This window comes from Quadrisphaera setariae (genome assembly GCF_008041935.1).
Taxonomy (GTDB): Bacteria; Actinomycetota; Actinomycetes; order Actinomycetales; family Quadrisphaeraceae; genus Quadrisphaera; species Quadrisphaera setariae.
Genome location: NZ_VKAC01000002.1, coordinates 383,396 through 395,344 on the forward strand (window position 1 = coordinate 383,396; position 11,949 = coordinate 395,344).

Annotated in this window: 12 protein-coding genes; 5 read left to right on the forward strand and 7 right to left on the reverse strand. The window is 74.9% G+C overall.

Annotated features, from left to right (window positions below):
- Positions 1-479: 479 nt before the first annotated feature.
- From FMM08_RS05015 to FMM08_RS05025, 3 genes are all read right to left on the reverse strand, one after another.
- Positions 480-1,307, reverse strand: coding sequence for a TrmH family RNA methyltransferase (locus FMM08_RS05015; RefSeq protein WP_147925220.1), 828 nt, complete (start codon positions 1,305-1,307; stop codon positions 480-482).
- Between the two features lie 121 nt (positions 1,308-1,428).
- Positions 1,429-2,571, reverse strand: coding sequence for an adenosine deaminase (locus FMM08_RS05020; RefSeq protein WP_147925221.1), 1,143 nt, complete (start codon positions 2,569-2,571; stop codon positions 1,429-1,431).
- On the reverse strand, positions 2,568-3,479 hold the full coding sequence (locus FMM08_RS05025) for an NAD-dependent epimerase/dehydratase family protein (protein ID WP_147925222.1): 912 nt from the start codon (positions 3,477-3,479) through the stop codon (positions 2,568-2,570). Before FMM08_RS05025 ends, FMM08_RS05020 begins: the two co-directional genes overlap by 4 nt.
- Before the next feature lie 232 nt (positions 3,480-3,711).
- Here FMM08_RS05025 and FMM08_RS05030 point away from each other — a divergent pair, with 232 nt between their 5' ends.
- A complete protein-coding gene (locus FMM08_RS05030; RefSeq protein WP_147925223.1) occupies positions 3,712-5,190 on the forward strand; it encodes an MFS transporter in 1,479 nt (492 codons plus the stop codon).
- Between the two features lie 24 nt (positions 5,191-5,214).
- Here FMM08_RS05030 and FMM08_RS05035 read toward each other — a convergent pair whose 3' ends face one another.
- From FMM08_RS05035 to FMM08_RS05045, 3 genes are all read right to left on the reverse strand, one after another.
- On the reverse strand, positions 5,215-5,670 hold the full coding sequence (locus tag FMM08_RS05035) for a hypothetical protein (RefSeq protein WP_147925224.1): 456 nt from the start codon (positions 5,668-5,670) through the stop codon (positions 5,215-5,217).
- Between the two features lie 67 nt (positions 5,671-5,737).
- Positions 5,738-7,213, reverse strand: a complete 1,476-nt coding sequence (locus FMM08_RS05040; RefSeq protein ID WP_147925225.1) for a hypothetical protein — start codon at positions 7,211-7,213, stop codon at positions 5,738-5,740.
- Entirely contained in the window at positions 7,210-7,557 is a 348-nt protein-coding gene (locus FMM08_RS05045) for a PadR family transcriptional regulator (RefSeq protein WP_222710413.1), read from the reverse strand. The genes FMM08_RS05040 and FMM08_RS05045 overlap by 4 nt, the downstream gene beginning before the upstream one ends.
- Before the next feature lie 149 nt (positions 7,558-7,706).
- Here FMM08_RS05045 and FMM08_RS05050 point away from each other — a divergent pair, with 149 nt between their 5' ends.
- From FMM08_RS05050 to FMM08_RS05060, 3 genes are read left to right on the forward strand one after another with little or no spacing between them, the layout of a single operon-like run.
- Positions 7,707-8,555: a phosphatase PAP2 family protein gene (locus FMM08_RS05050; RefSeq protein WP_147925226.1), complete on the forward strand. Its 849-nt coding sequence runs from the start codon at positions 7,707-7,709 to the stop codon at positions 8,553-8,555.
- Positions 8,552-9,352: an MOSC domain-containing protein gene (locus FMM08_RS05055; RefSeq protein WP_187279545.1), complete on the forward strand. Its 801-nt coding sequence runs from the start codon at positions 8,552-8,554 to the stop codon at positions 9,350-9,352. The genes FMM08_RS05050 and FMM08_RS05055 overlap by 4 nt, the downstream gene beginning before the upstream one ends.
- A complete protein-coding gene (locus tag FMM08_RS05060; protein ID WP_147925228.1) occupies positions 9,336-10,298 on the forward strand; it encodes a PDR/VanB family oxidoreductase in 963 nt (320 codons plus the stop codon). The genes FMM08_RS05055 and FMM08_RS05060 overlap by 17 nt, the downstream gene beginning before the upstream one ends.
- Here the strand turns inward: FMM08_RS05060 and FMM08_RS05065 are convergent.
- Positions 10,261-10,578, reverse strand: a complete 318-nt coding sequence (locus tag FMM08_RS05065; RefSeq protein ID WP_147925229.1) for a chorismate mutase — start codon at positions 10,576-10,578, stop codon at positions 10,261-10,263. The genes FMM08_RS05060 and FMM08_RS05065 overlap by 38 nt on opposite strands.
- A 779-nt stretch (positions 10,579-11,357) precedes the next feature.
- Between FMM08_RS05065 and FMM08_RS05070 the strand changes: the two genes are divergently transcribed.
- Entirely contained in the window at positions 11,358-11,828 is a 471-nt protein-coding gene (locus FMM08_RS05070) for a hypothetical protein (RefSeq protein WP_147925230.1), read from the forward strand.
- Positions 11,829-11,949 lie beyond the last annotated feature (121 nt).

Below are 11,949 nucleotides of genomic sequence, written 5' to 3' on the forward strand. Positions count from 1 at the left end.
GGAAGTGTGTCGTTGTCTTGGCACATCGTCAGCGCAGCCGGGGCTACTCGATGCTGTTGAAAGCCTGAGAACAATGGATGCGCCTTGGAGGACCGCTTTGCGGTCAGCGTCTCGCTGACGACCGTCCACCGGGCACCCTGTGACGGTGCGTCACGAGACTCGGACCTCCGACCTGCGGGTGCACGGATACCCCGCCCGGTGGTCCGTCTCACCCAGCGGGCGCCCTACGAAGATCCGATGCTGGCTCCCGATGGGCCATGGCTTCGGCGCGCGGTCCAGTGCGAGGCGACTCGGCCCCGAACAGCTGGATCCTCAGCTGGGTCTGGCCAGCGTGGCGACGGCTCGTGCAGGTCGGCCAGCCGTCGCGTCCACTGCCGTCGCCGCGGCAGGTCGTCGCCGTGCTGCCGCGACTCGAGGTCACCGGCTCGTGGGCGTGGCTCGACCCGTCCTCGCGCCCGGTCGAGCCCGGCGGTGCCGGCCTATGCCGGTGGGGGAGTGGTGGCGTCAGTGCCGAGGGCCCAGAAGGCGACGGCGCTGGCGGCGGCGACGTTGAGGGAGTCGACACCGCCGTGCATGGGGATGCGCACCACGGTGTCGGCGGCGGCGACGCTGGCAGGGGTCAGCCCGTCTCCCTCGGTGCCGAGCATCAGCGCCAGCTTGTCCGGGCGACGCGCGGCGAAGTCCTGCAGGGGCACGGAGTCGTCGGACAGGGCGAGGGCCGCCACGTAGAAGCCGGCGTCCTTGAGCTGGTCGATGCCGGCTGGCCACGGCTCGATGCGGGTCCAGGGCACCTGGAAGACGGTGCCCATGCTCACCCTGACGCTGCGGCGGTAGAGGGGGTCGGCGCACCGCGGTGTCACGAGGACAGCGTCCACGCCGAGACCGGCCGCTGACCTGAAGATCGCTCCGGTGTTCGTGTGGTCGACGATGTCCTCCAGGACGACGACGGTTCGCGCGTCGCGCAGGAGGTCAGCCACGGCCACGAGTGCCGGGCGGTGCATGGAGGCGATGGCGCCGCGGTGCACGTGGAAGCCGGTGATGGCCTCCAGGACGGGCTCCTCCGCCACGAACACCTGAGCGCCGGCCTCCTCGCAGGCGGTGAGGACGTCGGTGAGGTCGGGCAGCCAGCGCGGGGCCGTGAGCAGGGAGCGCGGGCGGTGCCCGGCGCGCAGAGCGCGGCGGATGACCTGGCTCGACTCGGCGATGAACAGGCCCTCGGCGGGCTCGCGGACGCGGCGGAGGGCGACGTCGGTGAGTCCGGTGTAGTCGACCAGGCGCGGGTCGTCGGGGCTGTCGAGGTGGATCACGGGAGGGGCTCCTGGCCGCTGGACGCGGTGCGACGGGGTGGGGCTCGCCGGGGCGGGCGGTCACCGCGACGCTACCCAGCCCGTGCTGCTGACCCACCCCGCCGCCCTCAGGCCGCCACTGTCAGGCCGCCTCCCGCAGCGCCGCGAACCCGTCTCGGACGGCGCCGACGAGCGCCTCCCGCTCCGCCTGGGGCGCGAACACCGCACGAGCCGCCGTGACCTGGAACGCCTCGAGGTCGGACAGGTCGTAGCCGAAGGCGTCCACCAGCGCGGCCAGGTCCGCCGTGAGCGTGGTGGCGCTCATGAGCCGGTTGTCGGTGTTGACCGTCACGGCCAGGCCGGCGCGCCGGAGCAGGTCGAAGGGGTGGTGGGCCATCTCGGTGCCCCACCCGGCCACGGCTCCGGTGTGCAGGTTCGAGGTGGGGCTGGTCTCCAGGGCGATCCCGCGGTCGCGCACCCACGCCGCCGTCGGTCCGAGCACCGGACCATCGGGGGAGTCCGTGACGTCCAGCGCGAGGCGCACGCCGTGGCCCAGCCGCAGCGCCCGGCCGTCCAGCAGCGCCGAGTCGATGCTGGCCAGGTCGTCGGCCTCTCCGGCGTGCACGGTCACCGGCAGGTGGTGGGCCGCGAGCAGCTCGAAGGCCTCGCGGTGGTCGCTCGGCGGGAAGCCCGCCTCCGGACCGGCGATGTCGAACCCGACCACCCCGTGGTCGCGGTGGCGCAGCGCCAGCTGCGCGATCTCCACCGAGCGGGTGTTCTGGCGCATCGCGCACAGCAGCTGGGTCACCGTGGTGCGCCCGCCAGCGCGACGCACTTCCTCGGCACCCGCCCGCAGCCCGGCGTGGACGGCCTCGACCGCCTCGTCGAGGCTGAGGTCGGCGGTCGCCATGAGCTCCGGCGCCCAGCGGACCTCGCCGTGGACGACGCCGTCCGCTGCCACGTCGAGGACGTACTCGCGGGCGACCCGCTCGAGGTTCTCCGCGGTGTGCAGCACCGCGGTGCTGACGTCGAAGGAGCGCAGGTAGTCCACCAGGGAGCCGGTGGTGGACTGCGCGAGGAACCAGGCGGCGAGATCGTCCGCGTCGGTGGTCGGCAGGTCCAGGCCCGCGCCCGGCGCGAGGTCGATGATCGTCTGGGGCCTCAGGGCGCCGTCCAGGTGGTCGTGGAGGCTGACCTTCGGCAGGGCGCGCAGCACGTCGAGGCTCGGGGGCGCGGCCACCGCCGGGGCCGCAGCACCAGCCGCGGCCGGCGTCGTCGTCCTCATCGGCGGGGGTCCGCCAGCACGTCGCGCCAGGAGTGCTCCGGGGAGTACCCGAGCAGCTCGCGGGCCTTGTCGATGCTGTAGAGCGTCTCGTGAGCGCCCAGCTCGCGGCGCACCTCGACGCCGTCGTAGAAGCGCTCGACGAGCTCCTGCGTGGTGACGGCCACGGAGGTGTCGGCGTTGGCGACGTTGAACACCTGGAAGCCCAGGCCGTCGGTCTGCAGCGCCCGCAGCGTCAGCTGGCCCAGGTCGCGGGTGTCGATGTAGGCGAAGACGTTGCGCCGCCGCAGCGACGGGTCGGCCAGGAACGCGGGGAACTCCTCCTCGTACTCGTGCGGCTCGATGACGTTGTTGATCCGCAGGCCGTACACGTCGGCGCCGGAGCGGGCCTGGAAGGACCGGGCCGTCACCTCGCCGGCCACCTTGGACATCGCGTAGGAGTCCTCCGGGACCACCGGGTGCTCCTCGTCCACCGGCACGTACAACGGCTTGCGCTCGCCCTGGGCGAAGCAGATGCCGTAGGTGGTCTCCGAGGAGGCGAAGACCACCTTGCGGATGCCGAGCCGCGTCGCCGCCTCGAGCACGTTGTAGGTGCTGACGATGTTGGTGGAGAAGGTCGTCGCGTCCGGGGCGAGGAACTCGCTGGGGATGGCGGCGTAGTGGACGACGGCGTCGTAGGCCGATGCGGTCCCGGCGTCGCGGCGAGGACCGTCGAGGTCAGCGCCGGTGGGGGTGCCCGCCATCGCCGAGTAGACCTGGCCGGCGTCGGTGAGGTCGACCCGCAGGTCCTGGACGTCCGCGTGGCGCAGGGGGGCGAGGTCGGCGTTGGTGACCCGGTGGCCCTGCGAGGCCAGGTAGGGCGCCACGTGGTGCCCGGCCTTGCCGCTGCCGCCGGTGAAGAAGATGCGCATCCGTCGAGCCAACCACCGCGCCCCCGCCAGCGCCTCGCGAGCGGCTGCCGCTCTCGGCGGAGATCGACCGTTAGCATGGGCACCGGCGTGCGGACCCGGCTCGCGGAGAGCTGGCGGGCCGCACCCCCTCCGTTGATCGTCCGGCCGCGTCGTGCCGGAGTGGTCGCCCTCCGGGGCGGTCCGGGCTGGAAACCCCGCCGACGGCACCCTCGATCTTCGAAGGAGCGCCGCTGTGCCCACCTCCGCCGACCCTCGGGTCGAACCTCCCGCTCACCCCGCGCCGCCCGCGGGCGGCCGTCGGGGCCCCGCCCGCGGCCACGCGACGTGGGTGCTCGTCATCACCTCCGTCACCCAGCTGCTCGTGGTCCTCGACGGCACGATCGTCGGGGTGGCGCTGCCGCACGCCCAGGCCGACCTGGGCCTGTCGGACTCCGCGCGCCAGTGGGTGGTGACGGCGTACGCCCTCGCGTTCGGCGCGCTGCTGCTGCTCGGCGGCCGCATCGCGGACTACGCCGGGCGCAAGCGCACCTTCCTCGCGGGGCTCGTCGGGTTCGGTGCGGCCTCGGTGTGGGGCGGCCTCGCCGGCACCGGCGTCGAGCTGGTCCTCGCCCGCGCCGGGCAGGGCGTCTTCGCCGCGCTCATGGCGCCCGCGGCGCTGGCCATCCTCACCGTCACCTTCCCCAGCGGCCCCGAGCGCACCCGCGCCTTCGCCGTCTTCGGCGCCGTCTCGGGAGCGGGTGCCGCGGTGGGCCTGGTCGGCGGCGGTGTGCTCACCGACCTGCTGTCCTGGCGGTGGTGCCTGCTGGTCAACGTGCCGTTCGTCATCGCCGGGGTCGTGGCCGGAGCGCTGCTGCTGCAGGAGAGCCGCGCCGCGGGGGAGCGCCGCTACGACGTCCCCGGCGCGGTGACCGTCACCGCCGGCTTCGGGCTGCTCGTCTACGGGCTGACGGCGTTCGAGGACTCCTCCCGGACCGCGCTCGCCGTGGTCCTGGTGGTCGCGGGGACGGCGCTCCTGGCGCTGTTCGTCCTGGTCGAGCACCGCAGCACCAACCCGCTGCTGCCGCTGCGCGTGGTCACCGACCGGGTGCGCGCAGGAGCCCTCACCGTCCAGGCGCTCGTGGGGGCCGTGATGGTCGGCGCGCTGCTGTACCTCACCTTCCACCTGCAGGTGGTGCTCCAGCTCAGCCCGCTGCTGGCGGGCCTGGGCACCCTGCCCATCACCATCGCCATCTCCGCGACCGTCCCGCAGGCCGCCCGCATGCTCGACCGGCTCGGCCCCCGCCGGCAGCTCGTCGTGGGTCCCCTCGTCGGCGCGCTCGGCGTCGGGCTGCTCACCCAGGTCAGCGTCGGCGGCAGCTACTGGACGCAGGTTCTGCCCGGCCTGCTCGTCTTCGGCGTGGGCATGGGCCTCACGCTCGTGCCGCTGCAGAACGTGGCCCTGCTCGGTGTGGACGCCCGCGACTCCGGCGCCGCCTCAGCGGCGGTCACGGCGGCCAACCAGCTCGGGGGTTCGGTGGGGCTGGCTGTGCTCACCACCGTCTACGTAGCGGTCGCCGGGACCACCGGGGCCCCGGAGCGCCTCGTGGACGGCTACGCCGTGGTGTTCTGGGGCGGGGCGGGCCTGCTCGTGCTGGCGGCGGTCGCCGCAGCGGTCGCCGTGCCGAAGGGCACGAGGGTCTCCGGCGCTGACGCGCCCGTCGTCCACGTCTGACAGGGGAGCCCGGGGCTCGTGGTGTCAGCCGAGCCCGAGGTCAGACGCCGGCGGGCAGCCGACACCGGTGATGCCGATGTACCCGTGGACCGTCGCGGGGTCCGTCGCCCGCGCCGCGGCTACCGCTGCGTCGCCGGGCGGCGGCAGCGCGGCGGGGTCCGCCGACGCGTCCGGCCCCCCGAAGGAGACCTGCCCGCTCGGCACCTCGTCCACGAACACGGCGGTCGGTGCTGACGGCACGAGCACGGCCACCAGCGCGCCGTAGGAGGTGCTGGCGCTCGCCACCTCGCGCCCGCCCTGGCGAAGGCTGATGACCACCGGCGAGCCTGAGGGGTGCTGCTCGGTCGGCCCGGCGCACACCACCACCCGGTCCACCACCGTGCCGCCGGAACGGCAGCCCGCCAGCCCGGTGACGGCGGCGAGGGCCACGAGGACGACGACGGCGCGGACGGGCCCGCGACGGACTGCGGCACGAGGCACGGCTGATCACAGCACGGGAGCGGCCCCCGCGACCAGGGGCACGGGGTGGCTCAGGGGACCGGCGAGCTCAGGCGGAAGCGGACCTCCTGGAGGGCGCCGGCCCGGTGTCGGCACTCTGGACCGACCGGCGCGCGCGGGCCGCCGACACGAACAGAGCCCCGAGCACGACGGCCGCCCCGAGCGGTGCCAGCAGCGGGCCCACGGCCAGCGCACCCGTGCCGGCGCCCACACCGACCCCCACCCCGAGCGCACCTGCGGTCGTCCACCGCAGCGCCGGTCGCCCCGGCAGCACGCGCGCCAGCACCACAGCGCCCACCAGCCCGAGCAGCGCCCCGCCGGCGAACAGGAGCTCGGCCCCCGACTCCGGCCCTCGGAGCGCGTCGACGCCTCTCAGCAGGACGGCGACGACGACGCCCGCGGTCACCCACCGCGCCGCACGGCTGCGCTGACGGGCGAGCAGCAGCGCCACCGCGACCACCACGAGCGCCGTCGCGCCGCTGCCCACCGCCAGGCCGAGGTTCATGGGCCGCATCCCGGCGAGCGGGAGCCCCGCGTCGAGCAGGGCGTCCTGCCAGACGAAGCCCCCCAGGGCGTGAGCGGTGGCCGCCGACCCGACCACCAGCGCCGCCACCGCGAGCTGGCCGGCCGCGGCGGCTCGGCGTCCGTCGGCCACGAGAGGTGGACGACGACGGCGGGGGAGCGGCGGCTGAGGTGGCGCCGGTTGCACCGAACGAGGTGCTGGGTCTCGCCGTCGCACCAGGCAGGCAGCGGCGAGGGCGGCGCCCGCCACGAACGCGGACCCGGGCGCGACCGCCCCGAGCCCCAGGAACAGGGCGGTCGGCGCGGCGAGCACGACGGCGAGCGCGCGCCGCGCCAGCACGCGAGGGCCGCGGCGCCTCCGGGCGTCGCGCAGGGTCGGGACCACCGACAGCACGCCGTCCCACACCGCAGCGGCCGTGACGGTCCCCACCGCGGTGGCGGCCAGGAACAGCGGCCACGTGGCGTCCCCGAAGGCGGTCTGGGCCAGTCCCGCGTCGGCCCGTTCGAAGCCCACGCCCCACGACGCCGAGGTCAGTGCCGCGAGGCACCAGGCCGCAACGGCGCTGGCGCCTGCGAGCACGGCGCTGTGGTCTCCCAGGAGGTGCACGCTCCGCAGGAGGGCCACGGCGGCGAGGCTGATGAGGGCCGGCGCTGCCGCGGTCGCGAGCAGCTGGGCCAGTGCGGTGGGCGTGGTCAGCACCTCCCACCCCGTCGACGGCGGCTCACCGCCGCCATCACCGCCGAGCTGGGCGAAGACGAGGACCAGGGAGACCAGTGAGGCGGCGGCACCGGCGGTGGCCAGCACCCACCCGGCGGTGGGCGTGAGGTGCTCGGCGGTGCCGTGCACACGGGCCGACCACGCGTCGGCCCGAGAGGGTCGGGTGCGACCGGCGGCGTCGTCGTCGTCCTGCAGCAGGGCGAGGAAGACCTCGCCGTGGGTCTCGCGCCAGTCGCGCGGGTACCAGCGCAGCAGCCGCTCGTACGGGCGGCGGGACGAGGTCACGAGGTGGTGCCCAGGGCGCGTCCGAGCTGCGGCCCCGGCTGCAGCTGGCGCTGGGCTGCGCGGGCCCTCGCGAGGAGGCGCTCGGCCTCGGCGGTGAGCAGGCCGCGCCCCTCGGGGGTGATCTCGTAGGTGCGACGGGCGCGCCCGTCGACCACCTCCTCGGACACGACCCCGATGAGCTGCTGCTGCTCGAGGCGTTCGAGGGTGGCGTACAGCGTGGTCACGCGGAGGCTGGTCTCGCCGCCGGAGAGGTCTCCGACCCGCTTGAGCACGGCGTAGCCGTGGTGGGGTCCCTCGGCGAGCGCGGTGAGGACCCAGAACGCGGGTTCGGTCAGTGACGGCACAGTCGGAGTATTCCCGTGGTGGGAATATTCAGGCAAGATCGGCGCGCCGGTGGTCGCCCTGCGAGCCGTGGCGGTCCGTGACACGGTGGCGCGCGGACCCGCCCCGCTGACACCCGCGTCCCTCGGACCGGGGGCGCCGGAAGAGGACCATGAGCACCCCTGACGCGCCACCCCCCACCGACCGCGCCGCCGCCGCGCTGCTCGACGAGGGCCGTCCCACCGACAGCATCGGTGGACGTGACCTCACGCTCTGGCCCAGCGCCGGCGGGCGGCTCCTCCTCGGGATCGCTCAGCACGCCGCTCACCGGCTGGCGCCGCACCAGCTGTGGGCGCTCGTGCTGGGGGTCGGGCTGCTGCTCGACGGGCTCGTCGTCGTCCTCGGCGCCGGGCTCTACCGGGCGGTGGTGGACGGGGACGGCGTCGACGCGGTCGACCACCCCGTGCTGCAGCTCACCGTCGAGCACCGCACCGCCGACCTCACCACCACCGCCCAGGTGGTCAGCGACGTCGCCGGCGTGGTGGGCATGACGGTCGTGGCCGCCGTCACGGCGGTGGTCTTCGCACTCGTGAGGCGCCGCTGGACGCCGCTGGGCCTGGTGGTGTCCGCGATGCTCGGGTCGTTGGCGCTCACCGTGGTCGGGAAGCTGGTGGTGGGCCGGAGCCGTCCGCCCCTGGTGGACGCCGTGCCCCCGTACGAGCACAGCCCCTCCTTCCCGAGCGGACACACCCTCAACGCGACGGCCTTCGCGGGCGTGGTCGCCTACGTGCTGCTCCGCCAGCTCGCCGCGCGGTGGGCACGGGTGCTCGTGGTGGTGGCCGCGGTGGCGATCGCTCTGGTGGTGGGTGCCAGCCGGGTCTACCTGGGCCACCACTGGCTCACCGACGTGCTCGTCGCGTACCTGCTCGGAGCGCTGTGGGTGGCGGTGGTGGTGACCGGCCACCGGTTGTACCTGACCCTGCGTCGCCAGCCTGGGGGGAGGGAGAGGATGGCCGGGTGAGCGGAGGCAGCGGTGGACGGGTCGACGGGTTGTTCGTCTACCCGGTGAAGGGGCTCAGCCCGCAGCCGCTGAGCGGCGTGGAGCTGAAGCCGCGGCGGGCGTTCCCCTTCGACAGGCTGTTCGCGCTCGCCCGGCCCGACGGCGCCTACGAGCCCGGCCTGGGCCACGGCATCGCCAAGACGAACTACTACGTGCTGGTCGACCAGGCACGCCTCGCCGGGTTGGAGACCCACCTCGACGGCGAGAGCGGCGTGCTCGCCGCGTCCGTGCGCGGCCGCCGGGTGCTCAGTGCGGACCTCACCACCGACGCCGGCCGCGGTGACGCCGCCGCCTTCTTCGCCCGCGTGCTCGACCTGCCCGACGGAGTCGCCCCCGTGGTCGCCCGCGAGGAGGGTCGCCGCTTCACCGACATGGCGCCCGACTCCGACCGGGCCATGGAGTTCGTCTCCCTCATCAACCTGGCCTCCGTCGGGGACCTGGCCCGCCGCGCCGGGACCGACGTCGACCCGCTGCGCTTCCGCGGCAACGTCCACCTCGCGGGCCTGTCGCCCTGGGAGGAGCTGGTCCTGGTCGGGCGCGAGTTCACCCTGGGCGGCGTGCGGCTGCGCGGCACGTCCGTCACCGACAGGTGCGCCGCCACCGAGGTGCGGCCCGGCACGGGCGCCCGGGACCTCCCGGTGCCGAGGCTGCTCGCCACCCACTACGGCCACACCTTCATGGGCGTCTACGCCGAGGTCCTCGACGGCGGGCACCTGCAGCCCGGCGACGCGCTCGAGGTGGGTGAGATCGCTGCCTGACGTCCGCGCCCCGCTGCGCCTGCGGGTGGCAGCCCGCGAGGAGCTGACCCCCGTCGTCGTCCTGCTCACCCTCGTGGCACCGGACGGCTCGGCCCTGCCGGGCTACGCGGCGGGGGCGCACGTCACCGTCACCGCGCCGAACGGGCACCGTCGCAGCTACAGCCTCGCCGAGGCAGGAGGTCCCGCGCCGACGCGGTACGTCATCGGGGTGCTGCGCGAGGAGGGTGGACGCGGCGGGTCGGTGAGCCTGCACGACGACGTGCGCGTGGGCGACGAGCTGGACGTCGCACCGCCCCGCAACGCCTTCCCGCTGCTGCCCGCACGCCGCTACGTGCTCATCGCCGGCGGCATCGGCATCACCCCGGTGCGGGCCATGGCGGCCGAGCTGCGCGCTCGCGGGGACGCCGAGGTGACCGTGCTGTTCCTGACGCGGAGCCCCGAGCTGACGCCGTGGCTGGAGGAGCTGCGCGAGCAGGGGGCGGTGGTGCACCACAGCGCCGAGCGCGGACGGCTCGACCTCTGGCCGTGGCTGGCCGAGCCCGACGACGACGCCCGCGTCTACTGCTGCGGCCCCACCTCCCTGCTGGAGGAGGTCCGCGCGCTCACGGTGCACTGGCGCCCGAGCCGCGTGCACACCGAGGACTTCGCCGGGGTCTCCGCCGACGACGTCGGCGGTGCCCCGTTCACCGCGGTGTGGCAGCCGACGGGCGAGCGCGTCGAGGTGCCGGCGGGCACGTCGGCGCTGACGGCGCTGCGACGGGCTGGCCTGCCCGTCGACGGCGACTGCGAGGCCGGGACCTGCGGCACGTGCAGGCTGCGGCTCGTGGCCGGACGGGCCCACCACCGCGACCTCGTGCTCGACGACGACGAGTGCGCCGGTGGGTTCATGCCCTGCGTGTCGCGGGCGGTCAGCGAGGAGCTGGTGCTCGCCCCTCCGACTGGCTGATCCGCTCGTGGTGGTGGATGACCTCCTCGATGACCAGGGTGAGGAACTTCTCCGCGAAGTCGGCGTCGAGCCCCGACTCGGTGGCGAGCTCGCGCAGCCTGGCGACCTGCCGCTTCTCGCGGGCGGGGTCGGCCGCGGGCAGCTCCAGGCGCGCCTTGAGCTCACCGACGGCCTTGGTGCACCGGAACCTCTCAGCGAGGGTGTGCACGAGCGCCGCGTCGAGGTTGTCGATGCTGCGGCGCAGGTCCGCCAGCTCGGGCGGCACGGGGGAGCTGGTCATGGGGCTGCCTCGATCACGGGTGGGTCGGCGGAGGGCGGGGGAGCGGGGCCTCGGCACGGCATCCTGCCGCACCTGCCTCCGCGCCCTCTCCCTCGGAGGCGACCACGTCCGTGTCAGCGACCGGCGGGCCCGGACGCCCGCTCCACCCCGCAGGCGACCACGGCGGCGGGAAGAGGGACGGGCCGGGCCCGACGGACGTCCCGGGTGTGCCCGGCCAGGGCGCGGCGGTCTCCGCTGTGCCAGCGGAGGAGGGCCAACCTGCGGATGCCGACCGCGACGGGCGCGCTCGGCGCGAGGTCGCAGCTCCCGCCTCTCTGGCTCTCCACGACGCGTACGCCGCCTACCAGCTGGCCAGGAGCTGGCGGACGCCGGTGGCCAGCAGGCGGTGGACGGCACCGCCGCCGGGCGCCACTCGCGAGAGGCGGTCACGCGCTTCGACGTCGGTGCGGCGGCGCGCAGCCGGTCCTCGGGCGCTGACGACGACGGCCTCGACGTCCGCGCGTGACCGTGCCAGCAGTTCCCACGGGTGGCTCACACCTCGCGACGCGGCGGGCACGGACACCAGCTGGGCCACCGTGACGGGGTCCGGGCCCAGCAGATCGCCTGCCTGCGACGGTGTCGCCTGGTGACGCGACCGGCCGCGCTTCACCCGCCTGGACCACCCGGCGCCGGGACGGGCGAGCACTCCAGCCGTCCAGCCTTGTCGAGCCACGGGCGCACCCTCCACGATCCGGGGGCCTCGGTGTGGATCTCCTGCGCCGCTGTCTTCGGAGGTCGGCGTGAGCGATTCCCTCTTCTTCGTGCTGGTCCTGGTCGGACTGCCGGCCTTCTGCATCTCCGTCTGGGTCTTCCGCTACCGCATGAACCAGGCGGGTCGGCGCCGAGGCACGGCTGGCGCGGAGCGGTGGGCCCTCGACGGCGGGCTGCGCCTGGTGTCGGGCGAGGCGCCCGGTGTCACGCGACGGTGGCGCTTCGGCCGCCTCGTGGTCGAGCCCGGCCAGCTCACGCTGCGCCCCTGCCTCGTCGGACTGCGGTTCCTGCCGGGGCGACCGGTGACGGTGACCATCGCCGACGTCGACCTCGCCGGTGAGCGGGAGGCCGGTTTCAAGGACGTGCTCGGGGTGAAGCCGGGCACGCGCCTGGTGCCGCTGACGACGACGACGGGGGCCGGCCTCGAGATGGCGCTGGTCGCCTCGAAGACGGACCAGCTCTTCGCCACCCTCGCGGCTCGTCCTGCCGCCGCTGCCTGACACCCCTCGTCCCACGTCCCCCGCGGCGTCGCGACACCGCGCCGGGACGAGGCGCGGACGTGCATGATCGTGCGGGAGTTGTGGAGGTCTGCTCGAAGGGCGCTTGACCGGCTGGGGTGGT

Bases quoted from the DNA above. Each gene is read 5' to 3' on its own strand.
- FMM08_RS05020 (WP_147925221.1), bottom strand. From the start codon at position 2,571: ATGAGGACGACGACGCCGGCCGCGGCTGGTGCTGCGGCCCCGGCGGTG.
- FMM08_RS05025 (WP_147925222.1), bottom strand. From the start codon at position 3,479: ATGCGCATCTTCTTCACCGGCGGCAGCGGCAAGGCCGGGCACCACGTG.
- FMM08_RS05050 (WP_147925226.1), top strand. From the start codon at position 7,707: ATGAGCACCCCTGACGCGCCACCCCCCACCGACCGCGCCGCCGCCGCG.
- FMM08_RS05065 (WP_147925229.1), bottom strand. From the start codon at position 10,578: ATGACCAGCTCCCCCGTGCCGCCCGAGCTGGCGGACCTGCGCCGCAGC.